The organism is Specibacter sp. AOP5-B1-6 (genome assembly GCF_052376555.1).
Lineage (GTDB): Bacteria > Actinomycetota > Actinomycetes > Actinomycetales > Micrococcaceae > Specibacter.
Genome location: NZ_JBQSVT010000046.1, coordinates 1 through 20,767 on the forward strand (window position 1 = coordinate 1; position 20,767 = coordinate 20,767).

Below are 20,767 nucleotides of genomic sequence, written 5' to 3' on the forward strand. Positions count from 1 at the left end.
TGGATCCCGACGCATCCACTCAGGCCTACAAGCACCGTGCACCGCGGGCGGATCCTGCGGTCCGCGGCTCCACCAAGAATCCTTCAGCATCAAATCGACCGGGGCACTTAAATTTCCCTCATGGAATGGCCAGCTGCCGGAATGGACGAAAGGCGCGCCGAGGTGGCCTAATTCTTAGCGCTGAAACGGCCCACTTCCACTGGACGAAACCCAACAGCCAAAGCGCCCGGCCCAAACACCCGGCCAACCGGCGTGACTCGCGGAACGCGAGAACCGCCGTCGACCCTTCACAAGGACACTGGGGCGCGAAATCAGTGGCACCATTGCAGGATGGACGCACAGATCATTTGGACCATAATTTGCGGACTGGCAATAGTCGTGGGGGCAGCCGGCATCATTGTTCCCGTACTGCCGGGCAGCATCTTGATTGCCATTAGCCTGCTTGTTTGGGCCCTCATACTGGGCTCGCCGCTGGGCTGGATCATCTTTGGCATCGGGATACTTTTTGTGGCGGCGGGCATGGCCTCGAGCGCGGTCCTGACGGGGCGGGTGATGAAGCGGCGATCGATTCCGGGCCGGTCTGTCGTGATTGGCCTGGTGCTGGGCGTCGTTGGCTTCTTCGTGATCCCCGTGGTTGGACTGCTCGTTGGCTTTGCCCTGGGCTTGTTCTTGTCGGAATTTGCCAGGCAAAAGGAAGTTCGGCCGGCCATTTCGTCCTCGGTGGCCGCGTTGAAAGCTACGGGACTGGGGATCTTGGCAGAGTTTGGCTTTGCGTCATTGGCCGCAGGAACCTGGGTGGCCGGAGTTTTGATCCACTTCGTCAATCGCTAGCGTCACTCCCCGCAACGCATGTTACTCGCGGGTAACATGTAGCCATGCATCTCCTTCTGCGTTCCCTCTTCCATATATTTCGTTCGTGGCGCAGGCCCACTGCCAGCCTGTGGAGCAAATCAAGCGTTCCCATGCGGGTCTGGCCAAGTGACATGGATGTCGCCTTCCATCTGAACAATGGCATGTATTTCTCCCTGATGGACTTGGGGCGCATCGACTTGATGATGCGAGGCGGTGCCTGGCAGAGAATGTTGCGGCGGCGGTGGAAGCCCGTGGTCAGTGCGGAAACCATTGCATTTAGAAAGTCGCTGCAGCTTTGGCAGGGCTATACGGTGGAGACTCGGATCATCGGCACGGATGAACGCAGCTTCTACTTTGAGCAGCGAATGGTCGTGGGCGGGGAGATATACGCCCAATCCACTGTGTGCATGCGCTTTGTGGCAAAGGGCGGTCCGGTTCCAATGCCTGAAGTGCTTGCGGAATTTGGCCTGCCGCCGCAGGACCTTGAGCTTCCCCCGTGGGTGCATGACTGGCGCGAAAACAATGCGCTCCCCAGTACCCGCAAGGCTGCCCCGCATTTGTGGTGAACCGGCCGCAAGCAATGGAGGCAGAGGCGTTAGGGGACGTCGAGCACGACGTTCATGCCAGCCATGCGGCCGCCACAGCGTTCGTTGCCTGAGACCCTCGTCCAGTTCAGTGCCGTGGACTGTGCTGCCAAGATCTTGCCATTCTGGTCGTACACCCGGAAGTTGAGGGCGCTGGGCGGTTGCGCCCCCAACGTCAACAGCCAGGATCCATCGTCTTGGTGTGTGAGAACCCGGGTGTTTCCGGTAGCGCTTTTGGCAAAAACCGGTCCTGTCGGAGTGCAGTCCGCCCCTGCACAGGCCGTGATCGCTGCAGCGTTGGCGCTGTTCAGCACGCTGCCGGCCAAAGAGAGCGTGACGTTGTTGTTCCAAGTGGGGGAGGGACACTGGCCGCGATCGCGGTCCAAGACGATGGTGCCAATGATGACGGCCATGCAGAAAGCAGCAACGAGGGGGACCAGGACAAGTTCCACGCGGCGGCGGGTTGTTGGAGCGGCAGACATGGAGCCATGCTATCGAACGACCCTGACTGTTTCCCGCGAGAACTTCCAAGCCTCCTGACCGTGCTGAAAAGTCCCTGAAAGACCCGAAAAGACGCTGAAGCAGCCACCGAGGAGCTGCGCGAAACCCGCGCACTGCCGCCTGTCGGGGGCAGCCTGTGGAATTCGCACTAGGATCTGAACATGTCTTCCGACGCTTCAACAATTCCCGTCCCCACGCAACCTGACTACCCGTTCCATGCCGAAACCCGTGCGGCCGCAGTACGCCTGCGCCCCGTAACACCGGCCGACGTTCCTGCAGTGAACGCGTACAGGTCGCTCGCAGAGATCGCGCGCTATCTTCCGCACCAGCCTCATGCGATGGCCGACACGGAATTGACGGTCGCGGCGATGGTTTCACAACGGGATTTCATCACCCCCGGGCAGTGGCTGGACCTGGCGGTGGAACATGGATCGTCGCGAGAAGCTGTGGGGGAGGTGCTGTTGAAGTGGGATGCCCGCAATTGGCGGCGCGGAGAGATAGGTTTTGTCTTCAGCCCCGCCGTCCAGGGCCGAGGGGTTGCTTTCGCCGCCTGCGCGGCCGCCCTTGAAATTGCATTCACGCATTTTGGCTGGCACAGGGTCGAAGGAATTTGCGATGACAGGAACGAAAAATCGGCCGCCTTGATGGCTCGTCTGGGCATGCGCCTTGAAGCGACCTTTGTGGAAGCCGATTGGTGCAAGGGCGAATGGATCACGCTGCGCCACTACGCCATCCTGAAGCGCGAATGGCTGGCCCGTGAACGTGGTTGAGCCGGGGCAGTCACAGTCGTCAGGCCCGCTGCCGGGTGTTGTGGACAGTGCGGCGAATGGCACCCACGCCCACACGGGAAGCGCCGTGGCGCAAAAATTGCGGGCTGCCATTATGGATGGCAGGCTGCGTCCGGGCGCCAAGCTGTCGGAGCAGTCGCTGGGCGAAGCCCTGGGAGTGTCACGGAACACCCTGCGCGAGGCGTTCGCGGCGCTTGGTGCCGAACGCATCATCACGCGCATTCCCAACCGGGGTGTGTTCGTGGCAAAACCGTCGTTCGCCGATGTGCAGGAGATGTACAGGATTCGCCGGGTGCTGGAACCTGCCGCGCTTCTCCAGGACCGGCGCCCCGGGGATGGGCAGCCGCTGGCCGAGGCCGTGCGGCAGGGGCTCGCTGCGCGCGACCGCCTTGAAGTGGCCGGGATGGCTGCGGCCAATCAAAGGTTTCACGCGCTGGTGGTGGCGCTGGCCCAAAGCTCACGCCTTGACGCGCTGATGGCGCACATCCAAGCGGAGATGCGTCTGGTTTTTCATGCCATGGCCGACGAACCGTCATTTCATGCGCCCTTCAGCACCCAGAATGCGCAAATTTTCTCGTTGTGGAACGAAGGGCAGGGTGCTCTTGCTGCAGCGGAACTCGGACATTATCTGGAGGCGGCGCAAACCCAGGTGTTGGCGGCAATGCCAGCGGAAAGAGCAGGATCATGATGAATTCCCGGCAGGAACAGACCGTGCAGGAAAAGTTCGACGACGACCGGCGGCTAACGCTTCAGGTCCCCATGCGCTGGGGAGACATGGACGCCTATGGGCACATCAACAATGTGGAGGTCTTGCGGATTCTCGAGGAGGCCAGGGTGCACGCCTTTGGGCCGCCGGCCGGAACAGGTCTGCCCGGAATCGATGTGGCGCTGCCAATCTTTTCCGAGCTTGACGCGGACGTGCAGGCGCTGGTGGTGGAGCACCGGGTCAAATACCTGTCCCCGCTGAACTACCGCAACATTGCTGCGACAGTTCAAGTGTGGGTCAGTGCGGTGAAGGGGGCCAGCTTTACCGTCGCCTACGGCATTTTCGATCCCGTCACGGACGTCAAATGTGTCATAGCTGAAACGGTGCTCGCGTTCTTCCACGAACCCAGCGGCACCCTGGTGCGGCTTTCCGCGGAAAAGAAGGCGCAATTGGAACCGTTGCGGGGGCCGGCCAACTTCAAGGCTTGAACCCTCCGCGGGGTCGCGAATCCCTTCGGCAAGTTCGGGGAGCCCGGCGAAGCACTTTCAGGCACGACTGTGCCAAAAAAGGAATCGGAGCTCCCGCACTTCACGGCGCTCCCGCGCTGCGGGCAGCCCGGAGCTCCGGAGCTCCCGGCAAACCGGGCGCTACCTTTGTGCGGGTGCCACCAGAATTCCGTCCGCGTCGGCATAGATCATGGCACCCGGGTGGATGGTGACCTCACCCAGCTGGACAGGAACATCGGCGCTGCCCGCACCGTTTTTGCTGCTCTTGGCGGGGTTGGTGCCCAGCGCCTTGACTCCAAGTGCCATGGTTGCCATCCTGACGCTGTCACGGATGGCGCCCTGGATGATGACTCCGGACCAGCCGTTGTCCACGGCCGACTGCGCGATCATGTCGCCCATCAGCGCGGTGCGAAGTGATCCCCCGCCGTCGACAACCAGCACAGCCCCGTGGCCGGGAGTCGACAGCGTGGCCTTCAGCAGTGCGTTGTCCTCCAGGCACTGGACGGTGCGGGCGGGCCCACTGAAAGCGGCGACAGCACCAAAATCCCGAAACTGCACCGACACCGAGGCCAGTTCGGGTCCGCGCTCGTCATAGATGTCTGCTGTGGAGATTGTCATGGGACTCCCATTGCTCGTGGCTGTTGGGAATAGCATAGGGGCAAGTCGTCGGGGGAATGGGAGATGCCCGAAAGTGTGGCGCAATGCGTGAGAGTCCATGGCTGCCGGGCCGGTCGCAGGCCGCAGTGGCCCGATGCCTGGTAAGTGATGACTGGAATTTGGTGCCGGAAATTTGTGGCACGGGACTCGATGCGGTGAACTTGAGGCACTGCGAATGCATGAAGGCAGACGCGTGAATGATCAGAGGGGCAGCAATGTCGGTGCAGACAGGTGTAATGGACGGGAATGCGGCAGCGTTAAATGGAGAGCTGCTGCGGGAGGTCGCGGCCGCCATGGGAACGCCGGAACAAACCCGCACGGGGGCGCTTGACCGCCACGCCAACGCGCACGACGCCTCCCACTTTTTCCTGGTTCCGCAAGCCGTGGCCGTCCCGGAAAATGCTGCTGAAGTGGCCAAATTGATGGTGGTCAGCGCCGCCCGCGGGCTGCCGCTGACCCTGCGGTCGGGCGGAACAAGTTTGAGTGGTCAGGCCGTCAGTGGCGGCTTGCTGGTGGATGTGCGCAAGAATTTCCGGGCCATTGACGTGCTCGACGGCGGCACCCGGGTCCGCGTGCAGCCGGGGGTTACGGTGCGGGACCTCAACGCCCGGCTGTTGCGGTACGGGCGCAAATTCGGGCCCGACCCCGCCAGCGAGGCCGCCTGCACCATCGGGGGCGTGGTCGCCAACAACTCCTCGGGCATGGCCTGCGGCACCATTGACAACGCCTACCAGACGCTCGAATCGCTGACCCTCGTGCTGCCCAGCGGCACCGTCATCGACACGGGCGCCCCAGACGCCTCGGCACGCCTGCGCTCGCTGGAACCCCGACTCCACAAGGGCCTGGGCGAACTTGCCGAACGCGTGCGCAGCAATCCAAAGTCCCGTGCCATCATTGAACGCCAGTTCGCCATGAAAAACACCATGGGCTACGGCCTGAACTCACTCCTTGATTTCACCGACCCCGTCGACATCCTGGCGCACCTGGTCGTGGGCAGCGAGGGCACCCTGGGCTTTGTGGCGGAAGCCGTCTTCAAGACCGTGCCGCGGCTGGCCCACGCCACGTCCGGCCTGCTCGTCTTTAAGAATCTCGAGGCAGCCAACACCGCCCTGCCGGCACTGGTGGACAGCGGCGCAGCCACGGTTGAACTCATGGACTCGCTGTCGCTGAAGGTGGGACAGGGGCTGACCCAGGTGCCCGGCGTCGTGCGGGATTTGAACGTGGACCAGCACGCGGCCCTGCTCGTGGAATACCAGAGCGGCAACCCGGAGGAACTTGCCGGGCTCAACGCAAAGGCCGTGGCGCTCGCCGGGACCCTGGGGCTCGACGGGCCGGCGGCGTTCAGCTCCGACGCGAAGATCCGCGCCGAGCTATGGCACCTGCGCAAGGGGCTGTACACATCGGTGGCCGGCGCCCATCCGCAAGGAACCACGGCGTTGCTGGAGGACGTCGTGGTGCCGGTGCCCGTGCTGGGCCGCACCTGCCTGGCGCTTGGGACGTTGTTTGAGAAGTACAACTACGAGAACTCGGTGATCTTTGGCCACGCCAAGGACGGCAACATCCACTTCATGCTCACCGACAAGTTTGAAAGCACGGACGAGCTTGACCGCTACGCCGCATTCACCGAGGACATGGTGGATGTGGTGCTCGGCGAGGGTGGATCGCTCAAGGCCGAACACGGCACCGGCCGCGTCATGGCGCCGTTCGTGCGCCGCCAGTACGGCGACGAACTGTACGAGGTCATGCGCCGGATCAAGACACTCTGCGACCCCCGGGGCATGCTGAACCCCGGCGTGCTCCTCGACGACGACCCCGTGGCACACCTGCGCCATATAAAAGCCGCCCCGCCGGCCGTTGATCCCGAGGTGGACCGCTGCGTCTCCTGCGGCTACTGCGAGCCCGTGTGTCCCAGCAAGAACCTGACGCTGACTCCGCGCCAGCGCATTGTGACATTGCGGGACATGGAGGCCGCCCGCCGGGACGGGAACACGGAGCTGGCCGACGCACTCGCCGCCGATTATGACTACGCGGGCGTGGACACCTGCGCCGTTGACGGCATGTGCCAAACCGCCTGCCCCGTTGACATCAACACCGGCACCATGGTCAAGCGCCTGCGCGCCGAGGCTGCCGGCGCCGTTGAAAACGGTGTCTGGGGCACGGCCGCCAAGCACTGGGGCGCCGTCACGAAGGGTGCCGGGCTGGCACTGGGCGCGGCTGCGAAGGTGCCGTCCGCCGTCGTGCAGCCCGCCAACAAGCTGGGGCGCAAGGTGCTTGGCGCGGACACCCTGCCGCTGTATTCGTCTGAACTTCCCGGGGGAGGGAAGGGGCGACGGCGGCCGGCACCTGCCGGGGATCCGGCAGCCGTGTATTTCCCCGCCTGCGTGAACGTCATGTTTGGCCCGGCCGAGGCGGGGTCGGCGGGCGTGCAGGCCAGTTTCGAGCAGCTGTGCGCTGCGGCGGGGGTGGAGCTGCTGGTTCCGGAGGGCATCGACAGTGCGTGTTGCGGGACGCCGTGGTCGTCCAAGGGGATGGCGGCCGGGCTGGCCGAGATGCACGCGCGGACGCTTGCCGTGCTGCGGGCGGCCACGCGGGACGGGGAGCTGGAGATCATTTGCGACGCGTCCAGCTGCACCGAGGGGCTGCTGCACACGATTGAAAGTGAGGAGCTGGCGCCGGGGCAGAAGCCGCTGCGGGTGGTGGATGCCGTTGCGTTCACGGCCGAGCGGCTGCTGCCACTGCTGGGCGGCGGGTGGACCCGGCTGGAATCCCTGGCACTGCATCCCACCTGTTCATCCGTGCGCCTGGGCCTGAACCCTGCGCTGGTGCAGCTGGCCGAAGCGGCGGCGGACTCGGTGCAGGTGCCCGACAATTGGGGCTGCTGCGGCTTTGCCGGCGACCGCGGCATGCTGCATCCGGAACTCACAGCCTCGGCCACGGAGGCACAGGCCGCCGATGTAGTGGCGATGGGCGCCGTCGCGCATGCCTCGTGCAACAGGACCTGCGAGTTGGGCATGACCCGGGCCACGGGGGAGGACTACCGCCACGTGCTGGAAATTTTGGCCGACGTCACGGTGCCGACGTAACAGTAACGTAAGTTCGCGCACGTTAACGCCAAAATGCCCGGTTTTGTGGCTAAAGTGGGGGACAAGAGTGGTGCTGGCGCCTAAATGCGCCGGTGTTTCGAAGCAACCAAAGGATGAAACAAATGGCTGGAATCATCATTGTCGGCGTAGACGGCAACACAACGTCCATGAAGGCTGCCCGCGTGGCAGCTGAACTGGCCAAGGCCACGGGCCGCACGCTGCGCGTCGTGACGGCGTTTGGCGAGGACAAGACCGAAAAGGTTGCCATCGGCAATGACGAGTGGTTCCTCTCCACGGCGGATGAGGCAGAGCGTGTTGCCCAGCGTGTCGCGGAAGAGCTGAAGATCAGCGGCGTCAAGACCGAATACTCCTCGGCACTGGGCAAGCCCGCCGACGTCCTGCTCGACGAGGCCGCCAAGCCCAAGGCCGAACTGATCGTTGTGGGCAACGTCCGCATGCAGGGACTCAAGCGTGTGTTGGGCTCGGTTGCCAACGCCGTGTCACACAACGCTCCGTGCGACGTGTACATCGTCAAGACCGACGGCTAGACACCCGCCAAGCACAGAAAACCCCCGCAGCGATCATGCTACGGGGGTTTTCTGCGCGTGGCGGGCGGTCAGCGGTATTTCCTGTGCTGGTTTTCATGGACGGACGGGCCGGGGGAGGCATCGGCGATCCAGGGGCCGGTGCCTTCCGACGGGTCAAGCACGCCCTCTTCCAGCCAGCTGAATTTACCGGCCAGCAGTTCCTCGGCCAGTGACTTGTCTGCGTCGTCGGTGTTGTGCCAGAGCTCGCTGAACAACGCTTCCACGCGGAGCCGCGACTGCCAGGCAAAGGCGTCCGCCAGCTTCAGTGCCGAACGGCCCTGGTTGGGGTCCTTGAGCCGGAGCATTTCCACCCGTGCGCAGCAGGCGGAAATGGCGAAGAGTTCGGCGCCGATATCCACTATCCGGCCTAAAAATGCCTGCTTGTATTCAAGCTTTCCCTGCCACCTGCCCATGGCATAAAACGTTTGGCGGGCCAGCTTCCGCGACTCACGCTCCACAAAGCGCAGATGCTTGGCGAGCGGGCCAAAGTCGTTGTATGACCGCGGGTCCAGGCCCTTGCCGACTACAAGCTGCGGGAGCCACTTGGCGTAAAAGCCGCTGGCACCCATGGCTGCCTTGCCCTTTTCCGCCAGGGTGGCCGTGGTCGAAGCCAGATCGCCGGCAGCTGCCAGGTGCGCATCCACGGCTTCGCGGGCAATGAGCAGGTGCATGATCTCGGTGGAACCCTCGAAAATTCTGTTGATGCGCAGGTCCCGCAGCAGTTGTTCGGCAGGAACGGCGCGTTCACCGCGGGCGGCAAGGGAGGCTGCTGTTTCATAGCCGCGGCCGCCGCGGATCTGGACGAGTTCATCGGCACATTTGTAGGAGAACTCCGAGGACCACAATTTGGCCAGGGCGGCCTCGATGCGCACATCCTTCATGCCGGCGTCGGCCAGTGCGGCTGACAGCTCAAACACCGCTTCCAGGGCGAAAGTGGTGGCGGCCATGAATGCCAGTTTCTTGCCCACGGCCTCGTGCTGCCCCACTGGCAGGCCCCATTGGGTGCGCGCGACCGACCATTCGCGGGCAATCTTCAGCGACCATTTTGCGGCGCCGGCCGCCATGGCCGGGATGGAGAGCCTCCCGGTGTTCAGCGTTGTCAGTGCGATCTTCAGACCCTGGCCCTCACGCCCCAAGCGGTTTTCGGCCGGTACGCGCACCTGGTGGAAGCGCGTCACACCGTTTTCAATGCCGCGCAGCCCCATGAATTCATTTCGGTGTTCAACCGTGATGCCCGGGGAATCCGCCTCGACCACAAAGGCTGTGATTCCGCCGGTCTTGCGGCCGGCCGCGTCCGGCCCGCGGGACGGGACAAGCGCCATGACCACCACCAGTTCGGCAATGACGCCGTTGGTGGTCCACAGCTTCACGCCGTCCAAAATGTACTCCGAGCCGTCCTCAGAGGGCACCGCCAGGCAACCCATGCGGGCAGGGTCGGAACCCACATCCGGTTCCGTCAGCAGGAATGCCGTGACAGCCCCTGCGGCGCAGCGGGGAAGATACTTTTGTTTTTGCTCGGCTGTGCCAAATACTTTCACCGGCTCCGGCACGCCAATCGATTGGTGGGCTGACACCAGGGCACCAAAGGCTGGGTGGACACTGCCAAGGATGGCCAGCGCCCTGCCGTAGTAGCTCAGGTTCAGGCCAAGACCGCCATATTCGACGGGAATCTTCATGCCGAACACGCCCAGCTCGGCCAATCCGGCCAAATACTCGTCCGGGATTTTTGCTTCCCGCTCGATCCGCGCACCGTCCAGGGTCCTGGCATACGCCTCGACCTTGTCCAGGAACGCTTCGCCCCGCTCCATGTCGCCGGCGGAAGATTGCGGGTGGGGGTGGATCAGGTCAACGTCAAAATTGCCCAGATACAGGCCCTTGGCGAAGCTTGGACGCACCCAGGCTGTTTCCCGGGCAGCTTCGGCAGCGGTTCTGGCGTCTTCAGCAGTGACATGCTCGCCGACGGTCGGGGACATGGCTTCCTCATTTCCGCCGGCGCGGACACTGCCGGCTTGCGGATCCGGTGCATAGCTCGATTGATGCGAGCCTACTCCGCAGTACGCACGGCGGCTAGGGTCGGCCCTGGACTGCGCCGCCCCGTTGCCCGCCGGGCCCCGCCGGCCGGCAGCGGTTTATTGAGCGCCTTTCCGCAACCGCAGGGTCAGAATCTGGAACGGGCGCAGGGCAAGTTGAATCGGTCCGGTGCTGTCGGCGCTGCCGACGGATCCGGCACCGTCCGGGGCACCCACGGTGACGGATCCGGCGTCGTACGGCTGCTCGAGGAGGTTGTTCTCCACCACGGAAATCACCGGGAACGACGCCGACAGTGTCACCTGGGCCCGAGTACCGAGCGGCTCGTACAGGCGCACAATGACGTCGCCGCTGCGGTCATCAGCCAGCTTCACGGCCTCAATGAGCGCCGCGGGGGAGTCGGTGCTGATCAGCGGTTCGACGTCGGCGCCATCAGCGCTCGTGCCGTGCCACGGCAGGTTGATGGCATAGCCGGCGGCCACCGCGTCCTGCACGCCGGCGCCCACCACGAGCCCGTAAGTGAAGGAATGCGGGCCCTGATCCGTCTCCGGATCGGGGAAGCGCGGCCCGCGCAGCAGTGACAGTCGCACCGTGGTGAAGCTGGAACCCTTGCTCCCGGGATGGCGGGAAACGTCATGCCCGTACGTGGAATCGTTGATGACAGCGGCGCCAAAGCCGGGCTCGCCGACATGCACCCAGCGGTGCGCACACACCTCAAAACGGGCGTTGTCCCACGAGGTGTTTTCATGCGTGGCGCGCTGAATGTGGCCGTACTGCGTCTCGAAGCGGGCGTGGTCCGCGTGCACGTCGAGCGGGAACGCTGCCTTCAAAAGCGTCTCCTGCTCGTGCCAATCGACGTCGTTGTAAACCGTGATGACCTTCGAATCCGGGGCAATCCGCACGCGCTGGGTGATGTGTGACTTGCGGAAGCTGCGTTTGATGGCGATCTCGGCTTGGCTCGACCCTATCGTGGCTTCCATCGAATCGAGCTCGCGGAGGTCCGTGACCGTGTTTTTGTAAAACTCGTCAATGTCCCACGCATCCCACATGTTCGGGAAGTCGGCGTGCAGCTGCAGCAGGTTGGCGCCCTGGCCTTCCGGAACGAGCTCGCGGTTGGCGGCCACGTCCACGATGGAGCTGATGACGCCGTCCGCGCCGAAGCGCACGGTGATGAGCCCATTGCGCACGACTATTTCTCCGTTGTCGCCCCCGTCGCGCTCAACCGTCACCTGCGTCGTGGCGGGTTCCGGGACACCCGCACTCAGCGGGGCGATGCCGCGGCGGGGGTAGGGGGAGGCATTGAAGTGAGTGGATTCCTCAATTTGCCGGTCAGCGGTCTCGAGAGACGGTGCCAGTGCGACCGTGGCCGTGCCGATGATTTCCTGCAGGTCATCGGCAATCTTGGCATATTGCTCCGCAGCTTCGCGGTGCACCCAGGCGATCGAGGATCCGGGCAGAATGTCGTGGAACTGGTTGAGCAGAACGAGCTTCCAGATCCTGTCGAGCTCCTCGTACGGGTAGTCGATGAGCCCGCGTGCGGCGGCCGTGGCGCTCCACAGCTCGGCCTCGCGGAGCAGGTGTTCGCTGCGACGGTTCCCTTGCTTCGTCAGTGCCTGGGAGGTGTAGGTGCCGCGGTGCAGCTCCAGGTACAGCTCGCCCTTCCACACGGGGGCGTTGGGGTATTCGGCCTGGGCCGCGGTGAAGAACTCGGCCGGGCTTTGGATCGTGACCTGCGGGGAGCCTTCAAGGTCGCGGGTGCGCTTCGCCCGGGCCAGCATTTCACGGGTGGGTCCGCCGCCGCCGTCGCCCCAGCCAAAAGGCACCAGCGAGTTCTTGGCTGCCCCCTTGTCCCGGAAGTTGCTCACGGCGTGCGCCAGCTCCTGGCCGGAGAGTTGGGAATTGTAGGTGTCCGCGGGCGGGAAATGCGTGAACACGCGGGTGCCGTCGATCCCCTCCCAATTAAAGGTGTGGTGCGGGAACTTGTTGACGGTGTTCCAGGAGATCTTCTGCGTCAGGAACCATTTGGCGCCTGCCTGCTTCACAATTTGCGGCAGCGCGGCGGAGTAGCCGAAGGAGTCCGGCAGCCACACTTCCTGGCACTCGATGCCGAAGTTCTCCCGGAAGAATCGCTGCCCGTACGTGAACTGGCGCGCCATCGCCTCCGAGCCGACCATGTTTGTGTCAGACTCCACCCACATGCCGCCCACCGGGATGAGCCGCCCCTCCGCCACTGCGGCCTTCACCTTGGCGAACACCTCCGGACGGTGTTCTTTCAGCCATTCGTACTGCTGGGCCGACGACATGGCGAACTGAAACTCGGGGTTTTCCGCCAGCAGATTCACCACATTCGACGTCGTCCGGGCCACCTTGCGCACGGTCTCGCGAACGGGCCACAGCCAGGCCGAATCGATGTGTGCGTGCCCGATTGCCGTGATCTGGTGTGCACTGGCGTTGGCCGGCTGCGCCAGCACCTCGGCCAGCTGCGCGCGGGCGGCGGCGGCCGTGCCGGGAATGTCGTTCAGGGACACGGCGTCGAGCGCGCGTTCCAGCGCATACAGGATGTCCCAACGGCGCGGGTTGCCCAAATCAAGCTCGGCTTGGAGCTGGTCGAGGACTTCGAGATCCTGCACCAGTTCCCACACGTCTGTGTTAAAAACATTGATGTCCGCCCGGGCCATTGTGTAGCGCGGGGCGTCCCCGGCCGTGGACTTCTCGCCCAGCTGGGTGGGGATGAAGGGGTTGTCGGTGAACACGAAGGGGTTGGCGGCGGCCTCAACATAAAGGTCCACGGTCTCCCCGCCTGTCGCCGTGCCGTCCTGGGCGTTGCCGGCCACGGGCACCCAGGTGTTGAACGGGTTCAGCGCCTTGACGGTGCGCCCGTCCGGCCGGTACACGAGCCCCTCGGCCTGGAAACCCGGCCACGACTGGCTGAAGCCCAGGTCCACCACGAGTTCAACCTCGTGGCCGCTGGCCTCGGGCGGCACCGTGCCCGTGAGGTGAATCCAGCTCGTGCCCCATGCCGGCCCCCATGGCTGGCCCACCGAGAACGGCTGGTAGTCGGCACCGTTGGTGAGCGGCCCGCCTGCGTGTGCGCCGTCGTCGTCCGTGTCCGTTTCCTGGCGGGAGCCGCCGTCCGTCCCCAGCGAGGGCAGGGCAACTGAGGGCGGAACCGGCTCGCCCTGACCGCCGTCCACATGCCACGCCGTCAGTTCCAGCGGGGCCAGCGGTGTGTGGATGGCCGGGATGATCCGCTCGACCAGGACTCGCTTGAGCCGGTTTTCGATCAGGCCGTGTTTGTCATGCATGTGCAGTAACCTTCCGGAAACGGGTGGCGGGGAGGCTGAATTTCCAGTCTAGTGGGGCAGCCCTTGCGGGTGGCGCATGAGGCGGGGAGTGCTGCCGGTTTCTGTGCCGCCCGGCATTCCCTAGAGTGGTTCCATGACATCCACACAGCTGCCGGCCGCCGGCGCATCCCAGGGCCTTGCCACCGAACAGTTCGCCGGGGTCCGGGAGCTCTTTGATTCCATGCTCGACGCCCACCCCCGCTACAGCGCGCAGGTGGCGGTTTACCTTGGGGGCACCCGGGTGGTTGACCTGGCGGGCGGGCCGGACTCCGCCGCCGATTCGCTGACGGGCGTATTTTCCTGCTCCAAGGGCGTGTCTGCGCTTGCCTTCAGCCTGTTGGTGCAGGACGGCTTGGTCGACCTGGACGCGACAGTTGCCACGTACTGGCCCGAGTTCGCGCAAGCCGGCAAGGGTGCCGTGACGGTCCGCCAGCTGCTGTCCCACCAGGCAGGACTGGTGGGTGTGCAGGGTGGTTTTGCCATGGAGGACTACAACGACCTCCCCGCAGTCGCCGACCGGCTGGCCTCGATGGCTCCCATGTGGCGCCCGGACAGCGGAACGTTCGGCTACCACGCGCTCACCATGGGTGTCTTCCTGGAGGAGCTGTGCCGCCGCGTCACCGGGGAACGGTTGCAGGACGTCTACGACCGCCGCATCCGGGCGCCGTACGCGGCGGACATGTTCCTGGGGCTGCCCGAATCAGAGGAGTCGCGCTTCCGCCCCGTCCTGTTCGACGAGCAGCCCGCCCCGGCGTTCTTCGACCCGCACTCCATTGCCGGGGTGGCCGGAAATGTCCAGGCCGGCAATCTGCTGGGCCTGCCCAACATTCGCAGCGTCCGCGCCGCCGGCAGCTGCAGTGGCGCCGGTGTGGGCTCGGCCGACGGGCTGGCCCGCGTGTATGCCGGCGCCCTTACCGGAATTGACGGCCTGCCGCCGTTCCTGACCCCGGAAACCATTGCGCTCATGAGCCAGGAACAGGTGTGGGGCCTGGACCGGGTGTTCTGCGAGATCAGCTCATTTGCCGTCACGTTCATGAAGGCCAACCCGCGCATGGACTTTGGCAGCGCACAGGCTTTCGGGCACGACGGCGCCAACGCATCTTTGGGATTTGCGGACCCCCTGTACGGGGTCGGCTTTGGCTACGTCCCGGCATGGAATGAGGAGGGCGGCACGGCCGGCCGCGGCATGCAGCTCAGCGCCGCCGTGCGCAAGGCGATTTTGATGGCCTAGCGCCTGGCGTTTATAAAGCACGACCCTGTTAAAGCACAGTCTGGCGCTGTTGATGGCTAATATGAGAGGGCTGCCCGGACCCGTGGGGACCGACAAAAACGCGAGGCACTAAATATGCGAAGAATTTCCCGCCGCTTCGCGGCGCTGACCCTCACTGCGGTTCTTTTGGTCTCGGGAGCCGGCCCTGTTCTGGCGGCCCCCGCCAGCCCCGACACAGCGAAGACGGTGGAGTCTGCGCCTGCCACGACGGCCACTTCAGTGCCCTCGGTTCCTGCCGCGTCGGCTCCTGCAGTTCCAGTGGAGCCCGCCCCGGCCACATCAACGCCTGCTGCCGAGTCACCTGCGCCTGCCACGTCGTCGCCTCCCGTGCCGACGGAGTCTGCTCCTGTCACCACCGCGCCTGCTCCTGCCACGTCGGCGCCTGCTGTTCCGACAGTGCCTGCGCCAGCCACGTCGGCACCTGCGCCTTCAACGACGGCACCGCCCGTTCCGTCGGTGCCTGCTCCCGTCACCACGGCACCTGCCGAGACCCCTGCGCCCTCGACGCCTGCAAGTGTCAGCCCGAAAGCACCGCTTCCTGCGGCGAAAGCCTTTGCCGCACCTGCCCCGGGCAATGCCTTCCTTGTTCAGGTCCTTATCTTGGCAAACCGCCAACGGGCCGCCAACGGCGCCGGGCCGCTGGTGTGGAACAAGACCATAGCCACCGGGTCCCAACAGTGGGCCGCGACCGTGAACACACGGATCAACAACGGCACCCTGGACATGAACAAAATCCACAGGGCCGATGCCGGGCGCTCAATTTTGCCACACGGCGCGGACATGTACTCGGAGATCATCGGCATCAACACCACGCCCCAGCAAATAGTTGACTGGTGGATGGGTTCCCCAGCCCACCGTGCCGCGTTGCTGGACAAGCGTGCCACCGACATCGGCATCGGGCAGGTCAAAACCACAAAATCCGGCTGGAGCGGGATGAGCGTTGTGGTGGCCAATTTGGCCGGCTATGCGGCGTCGCGGGCCGTGCAACCGAAACCCGCCCCGGTTCCCGTGGCCAACAATGGCGACGTGGCCGCCGTCGACCCGGCAGGAAACCTCTTCGTTTACGGTTCCGCCAAGGGTGGGGACTTGTGGCAGCGGCGATTCATCTCGGCCGGATGGGGCGGCGTGCAACAGCTGGACATCGTTGACTTCAATGCTGACGGCCGCCAGGACATCATTGCCAAGTGGAAAGACGGTCGGCTCACTGCCAGCTACGGGCAGTCAAACGGCACCCTTGCTGCGACGGTGCGCATCGGCACGGGGTGGGGCCCCTACGACATGATCGCCACCAAATGGCGCAGTGGCGACAAATATCCCGGCATCGTGGCAAAGCACCGCGCAACCGGCGAACTTTTCCACTACCCCTCCGCCAATGGAAAAGGGTGGCTGGCCCGCACCCGGATTGGCACCGGCTGGGGCCCGCTGACCATCGTGGCAGTGGATTTCGACGGCGACGGCCGGACTGATCTTGCGGCCCGCAATTCAGCCGGTCAACTGTTGCTTTACCGGGGCACAGGAACTGGCGGTTTCGTGGGTGAGTCACGCAAAGTGATTGGCACCGGCTGGAACGGCATGACCCACCTGTCCGGGATTTCCAACCACCTGGGAACCAACGCCTGGGGCGTCCTGGCCCGTGACGGCGCCGGAAACCTGCATCACTATGCAATTCTGAAGGGCAGGTTCGGCACCCGCTCACAAATCGGCACGGGCGGCTGGACACCGCTCCGACTGGGGAGCTGATGTCCTGTCTCAACAAAAGTGGACCAATGAGTGGATCTGCGCAATCGGTGCCTTCGAGGCCCTCTGCGCCGGTATGGGGCGGGTAATCCGTGGCGGGACTTGCCAGCTTATCTGGGTGTGTGAGGGTCGGCGTGAACACGCTGCTGCCGTGACGGTGTCTCGAACCCGGCATTGGCTGCATAGCTGATCTGTTTCGATGGGGGTTAGGCGTTCAATCGGCAAATCTGGATGTATTTTTGCCGTCAGGCGCACCCAAATGCCCGGCCCGGACAGGAACCGTCACACAGGGGACTAGTCAAATCACAAGAATCGTCGAAATGAATTTAAAGACAGGCAATCGGCTGACCCCTAATCCAGCGTCAGCCTGGTTCTCCGGTGATGCACTGCAGCATCCTGGAGCAGGTGGGCTAGGCGAACGATGGTCAGCAGGCAAAGGCCGACTGCAACCACGAATATGGCAATGACTGGGATCGGTGCTCCTGCGAACAGAACAGGCCATGCCGCCGTGCGTCCCAGCAGGGTGGAGCCCCAGAGAGGAATGGTGAACATCACCGTGGCTATGGTGGCACTGGACCCGAGCGCGATGGCAGCACGGGTCTTCCTGGCACCCGTCGCCCAGCGCCGACTCCGCGAGATCCCTCGCGCGCACAGGGCGAGAAGAGCGAGGGTGATGAGGGTGATGATGATGTCGCGGCCCGCGCCCGGTGCTGACGGCACACCTTCGAGCTTTCCTGTCGAGGACCATTCATACAGGGCGGCTGCGACGTCGTATGCTTCCGGGGCAGCGCTCGCTTGTAGGACTGCTACGCCGACCTCATCGGGAAAGAGCCCCTGATAGGCACTGGTGCCGGCTCCCACTCCGGAATGCGAGACCCGCTCGACACCGCCATCTGCCGGTGGGCCGCTCCACCAGCCCAGTGCGTACAGACCGTCTTCGGGGGCTTGACGGCGGTGCATCTCATCTCGCATCTTCGTTGAGAGGACCGCTTCGCCACCTGACAGTGTGCCGTGCTGAAACCGAAGCCAAATGCCCATGTCGTGGGCGGTGGAGGTCATGCCCCCGGCACCGGCAACCATGAAATCGGGCGCATCGACCTGGATCGGCAGCCCGTAGACGTACGCGTTTCCATGGACGCCTCGGACTTGGGCGCTGGTGGTTGCACTTGTGGTCTCTTCCATGCCCAGCGGGCCCAAGACCCTTTGGTGCAGGTAGGTCCCCAGGTCCATGCCTGTAACTTCTTCGATGAGCCACGCGCATATCCAATAGTTGGGATTCGAATAGGCCCAGTCTGACCCAGGGTTAAAGTCCAAGCTGCTGCGAGACAGGAGGACACCGGCTTCGCGTGGTGACCTCGGCCCGTCAGCGTACTGATTGAAACCCAAGCTCGCGTCAGTGAGCCCACTGGACTGGTTGAGAAGCTCTCGAACTGTGATGCTTTCGGTGCGCCCATCGTTGAGCCGCAGGCCTGGTAAATACTGAGCCGCGGGGGAATCGAGGTCCACGCGTTTGTCCGCAACGAGTTGCATGACAGCGGTAGCGGTGAACGACTTCGACAGTGACGCGATACGGAACGGGGTGTGTTCATCGACCGGGTGACCGTCAACCTGCCCCGCTCCTGTTTCCACTTCCACGTGGTCACCGCGGGTGACCACGACAGCCATCGCAGGAACCCCGCTGGCGCTCACTTCGTCCAGCCATGCCTGAACATCCTCTGGCGGTTCGGCTGATGCGCGCGGGCTCGACACCGCCAGAATCAGGATCGCTGCCACAAGTGCGAGAGAAAGCCGGGCAGCGGCGACCCGACTCGGACGGAGGGATCTTGAGTGCCTACGCGCCGGTGCCGGCCTGCGAAGACGCCTGTTTCGAGGCAGCACGCACGCTGCGGAGGGGGAGGGTAATAGGTTCATGCATTCCACTGTAGGAGCGTGTCTGCATGGTGCGGCAGGGCCGTTCAGCCCGTCAAAGCAGGGCCGAAAACCCGCCGAATGGCGGGGTGTGCGCAGGCCGTGGAGGTCGGATAATGGAGAGCATGACCGACATCTTTGCCTGGGGCGCAATCCTTCTTCCCGTCCTCGTTGCCGCCGTGCTCACGGGGCGTCTTCTTTTGTTGCATCGACGCGAGGCGGAACTCGGGTGGGAGCTCGCGGCTCAGAAGGAGTCACGAGCAGCTGAGACCGAACAGCGCATCCGCCTCGAACACGCCGCCGAGCTCGCCCGCACGATCCATGACGACCTTGGCCACCGCCTCACACTTGCCGCGATCGAGGCCGCTGTCCTGCGCACCCGCGCCGGAGAGGAACTCACATCTGGTCTTGAACAGTTACGTGCCTCGATTTCCGAATGCGTGGAATCGTTGAACCGATCGGTCACGGGGCTTAGCGTCAAGAAGCAAGGTGCCGGACTCAAAGAGGGCATCGAGGACATCGTCGACGCGATCCGCCGGGCGGGTGCTTCGGTGCAAATCGATTTTCGGATCAACGAAGACCCGACAATGGGATCGGCGCCCTCATCTCTGGCCGGCGACGTATCCCTCGCGGTCGTGCGCGAGGGATGCACCAACGCGCTGCGCCACGCACCCGGATCCCCGATCCTGATTCGAGCCCGAACCGAACATGACGAAATCGTCATCGACGTGGAGAACGAAGCCGCTGCCGAACAGCCCGCTACGACGATGGGAAGCGGCCGGGGCCTGCAGGGTCTTGCCATTCAAGTCGAGGATCTCGGTGGATCGCTGAACACCGGACCCCGCGGTGATGGGTGGCTCGTTCATGCCCGCGTCCCACTTCACTCGCCCACCGGGGTCGAGGAGGCCCGCCGCCTGTTTGTACGTCGTCGTCGTCGCACACGTCGGATGCTGATAGCTCTTCCCTTGGCGACAGCCTCACTCATGATTGTGCTTCCCGTGGGAGCCGTGCTCGGTCAGGCGGCGCTATCCGTCATTTCTCCAGCGGATTTCTCCGCGGTCAGCATCGGCCTGCCTGAGAGCGTTGCGCACTCACGACTGCCGGTTGTGGAAATGGAGTCGCCGCCACGACAGCTCGGGTCGGGGACCTGCCGGCACTACGAGTCGACCTTCAGCCCCTTTGAACGTACCGAGGTGTATGAGGTGTGTTTCGCGCACGGCCAGGTCAGCTCAACGACGATCATCCCCGCGCCGTGATGCCTGCCATCACACAGGAGGACGCGGAGGGGCCGATTCGCGTTGCTCTGATCGACGATGAACCCTTGATCCGGGCAGGGCTGCGAACGATCCTGCAGAACGATTCTCGAATTCGGGTCGTCCTCGAGCACGGCGACGGTCTCGGGGTCGTCCCCGCTGTCCAAGGAGCCAGGTGCGATGTCGTTCTGATGGACGTGCGGATGCCTGGGCGCTCAGGGCTGGACGCGATCACCGACCTTCGGGCGGCTGGAGTCACTGCCCGTCTCGTCGTCTTGACGACCTTCGCCGACGCGGAGTATTTGCGACGGGCTGTCGAGGCGTCAGTGGACGGATACGTGACCAAGGCCAGCGCCCCGGAAGACCTGATCAAAGCCGTGCACACGGTGCATGCAGGTGGCGCCGCGCTCTCCCCGGTCGTCGCGCGCTGGTTGATGGAGAATGCGGCCGGGCCGATGGCTCGACAGGTCGAAGCACATCGTTCCGTCAGCCGGCTCACGCAACGCCAACGGGACATCCTCCTGGGCATCGCACGCGGCGAGGACAATGCCGGGATCGCGCGCGGACTGTTCCTGTCGGAAGCAACCGTCAAAGGTTATGTCAGCGATGTCTTGCAGCGACTTGGTGTGGAGCGCCGAGTGCAGGCGGCAGTACTCGCGCATCAGGCAGGACTCCTGTAGTCACGTTGACAGCTCCGGCGACACGGAGGTGCTCTGTCCGGCTCGGTCCGGGGAACATGGACATTTCATTGTTGTGGTGCGGACTACTTTCTCCTCACCCCCCTCGATGTCATCCAACACACGAGCTTCGAAAACGGCGCCGTCCGCGGCACAGTGGTGTGCTCCATGGTTGAAGCCGAATGGCCAACCATGAAATTGGGACCAGTCGAAGGACTTGGCGCTCTCCAAAGGTAGTCCCATCACGCGGGGCAAAGGCCGTGCCGCGAGTACCGGTGAGCCTTGC

Annotated in this window: 17 protein-coding genes; 11 read left to right on the forward strand and 6 right to left on the reverse strand. The window is 64.2% G+C overall.

Features of this window, described 5'->3' with window-relative positions:
* The first annotated feature begins 330 nt into the window (after positions 1-330).
* Together ACT3TS_RS16905 and ACT3TS_RS16910 are read left to right on the forward strand one after the other, a co-directional pair.
* Positions 331-831 (forward strand): DUF456 domain-containing protein, encoded by a 501-nt coding sequence (locus ACT3TS_RS16905; protein ID WP_444532694.1) that lies wholly within the window; start codon positions 331-333, stop codon positions 829-831.
* 44 nt (positions 832-875) lie between these two features.
* Complete coding sequence (locus ACT3TS_RS16910; protein WP_444532695.1) at positions 876-1,418, forward strand: acyl-CoA thioesterase; 543 nt, start codon at positions 876-878, stop codon at positions 1,416-1,418.
* Positions 1,419-1,447: 29 nt separating this feature from the next.
* Here ACT3TS_RS16910 and ACT3TS_RS16915 read toward each other — a convergent pair whose 3' ends face one another.
* Positions 1,448-1,918: a hypothetical protein gene (locus ACT3TS_RS16915; protein ID WP_444532696.1), complete on the reverse strand. Its 471-nt coding sequence runs from the start codon at positions 1,916-1,918 to the stop codon at positions 1,448-1,450.
* A gap of 180 nt (positions 1,919-2,098) precedes the next feature.
* Between ACT3TS_RS16915 and ACT3TS_RS16920 the strand changes: the two genes are divergently transcribed.
* The 3 genes from ACT3TS_RS16920 to ACT3TS_RS16930 are packed head-to-tail and all read left to right on the forward strand — an operon-like array spanning position 2,099 to position 3,919.
* Entirely contained in the window at positions 2,099-2,707 is a 609-nt protein-coding gene (locus tag ACT3TS_RS16920; protein ID WP_444532697.1) for a GNAT family N-acetyltransferase, read from the forward strand.
* Positions 2,694-3,413 (forward strand): GntR family transcriptional regulator, encoded by a 720-nt coding sequence (locus ACT3TS_RS16925; RefSeq protein WP_444532698.1) that lies wholly within the window; start codon positions 2,694-2,696, stop codon positions 3,411-3,413. Before ACT3TS_RS16920 ends, ACT3TS_RS16925 begins: the two co-directional genes overlap by 14 nt.
* Complete coding sequence (locus tag ACT3TS_RS16930) at positions 3,410-3,919, forward strand: acyl-CoA thioesterase (RefSeq protein WP_444532699.1); 510 nt, start codon at positions 3,410-3,412, stop codon at positions 3,917-3,919. The genes ACT3TS_RS16925 and ACT3TS_RS16930 overlap by 4 nt, the downstream gene beginning before the upstream one ends.
* Before the next feature lie 159 nt (positions 3,920-4,078).
* On the opposite strand, the gene rraA is transcribed toward ACT3TS_RS16930, so the two are convergent.
* Entirely contained in the window at positions 4,079-4,555 is a 477-nt protein-coding gene (rraA, locus tag ACT3TS_RS16935) for a ribonuclease E activity regulator RraA (protein WP_444532700.1), read from the reverse strand.
* Between the two features lie 275 nt (positions 4,556-4,830).
* On the opposite strand from rraA, the gene ACT3TS_RS16940 reads away from it, so the two are divergent.
* Entirely contained in the window at positions 4,831-7,677 is a 2,847-nt protein-coding gene (locus ACT3TS_RS16940; RefSeq protein ID WP_444532701.1) for an FAD-binding and (Fe-S)-binding domain-containing protein, read from the forward strand.
* 122 nt (positions 7,678-7,799) lie between these two features.
* The gene (locus ACT3TS_RS16945; RefSeq protein ID WP_444532702.1) at positions 7,800-8,225 is read left to right on the forward strand and encodes a universal stress protein; all 426 of its coding nucleotides are present in this window, start codon (positions 7,800-7,802) and stop codon (positions 8,223-8,225) included.
* 68 nt (positions 8,226-8,293) lie between these two features.
* On the opposite strand, the gene ACT3TS_RS16950 is transcribed toward ACT3TS_RS16945, so the two are convergent.
* Both ACT3TS_RS16950 and ACT3TS_RS16955 read right to left on the reverse strand, forming a co-directional pair.
* Positions 8,294-10,237: an acyl-CoA dehydrogenase family protein gene (locus ACT3TS_RS16950; protein WP_444532703.1), complete on the reverse strand. Its 1,944-nt coding sequence runs from the start codon at positions 10,235-10,237 to the stop codon at positions 8,294-8,296.
* 156 nt (positions 10,238-10,393) lie between these two features.
* Entirely contained in the window at positions 10,394-13,597 is a 3,204-nt protein-coding gene (locus tag ACT3TS_RS16955) for an alpha-mannosidase (protein ID WP_444532704.1), read from the reverse strand.
* Between the two features lie 133 nt (positions 13,598-13,730).
* On the opposite strand from ACT3TS_RS16955, the gene ACT3TS_RS16960 reads away from it, so the two are divergent.
* The gene (locus ACT3TS_RS16960) at positions 13,731-14,867 is read left to right on the forward strand and encodes a serine hydrolase domain-containing protein (RefSeq protein ID WP_444532705.1); all 1,137 of its coding nucleotides are present in this window, start codon (positions 13,731-13,733) and stop codon (positions 14,865-14,867) included.
* A 56-nt stretch (positions 14,868-14,923) separates the two neighbouring features.
* On the opposite strand, the gene ACT3TS_RS16965 is transcribed toward ACT3TS_RS16960, so the two are convergent.
* Complete coding sequence (locus ACT3TS_RS16965) at positions 14,924-15,481, reverse strand: hypothetical protein (protein ID WP_444532706.1); 558 nt, start codon at positions 15,479-15,481, stop codon at positions 14,924-14,926.
* Between the two features lie 25 nt (positions 15,482-15,506).
* Here ACT3TS_RS16965 and ACT3TS_RS16970 point away from each other — a divergent pair, with 25 nt between their 5' ends.
* Positions 15,507-16,646: a CAP domain-containing protein gene (locus ACT3TS_RS16970; RefSeq protein WP_444532707.1), complete on the forward strand. Its 1,140-nt coding sequence runs from the start codon at positions 15,507-15,509 to the stop codon at positions 16,644-16,646.
* A 348-nt stretch (positions 16,647-16,994) separates the two neighbouring features.
* On the opposite strand, the gene ACT3TS_RS16975 is transcribed toward ACT3TS_RS16970, so the two are convergent.
* A complete protein-coding gene (locus ACT3TS_RS16975; RefSeq protein ID WP_444532708.1) occupies positions 16,995-18,416 on the reverse strand; it encodes a serine hydrolase domain-containing protein in 1,422 nt (473 codons plus the stop codon).
* Positions 18,417-18,676: 260 nt separating this feature from the next.
* On the opposite strand from ACT3TS_RS16975, the gene ACT3TS_RS16980 reads away from it, so the two are divergent.
* Together ACT3TS_RS16980 and ACT3TS_RS16985 are read left to right on the forward strand one after the other, a co-directional pair.
* On the forward strand, positions 18,677-19,807 hold the full coding sequence (locus tag ACT3TS_RS16980) for a sensor histidine kinase (protein ID WP_444532709.1): 1,131 nt from the start codon (positions 18,677-18,679) through the stop codon (positions 19,805-19,807).
* Entirely contained in the window at positions 19,807-20,484 is a 678-nt protein-coding gene (locus tag ACT3TS_RS16985; protein ID WP_444532718.1) for a response regulator, read from the forward strand. The genes ACT3TS_RS16980 and ACT3TS_RS16985 overlap by 1 nt, the downstream gene beginning before the upstream one ends.
* Positions 20,485-20,767: the final 283 nt, after the last annotated feature.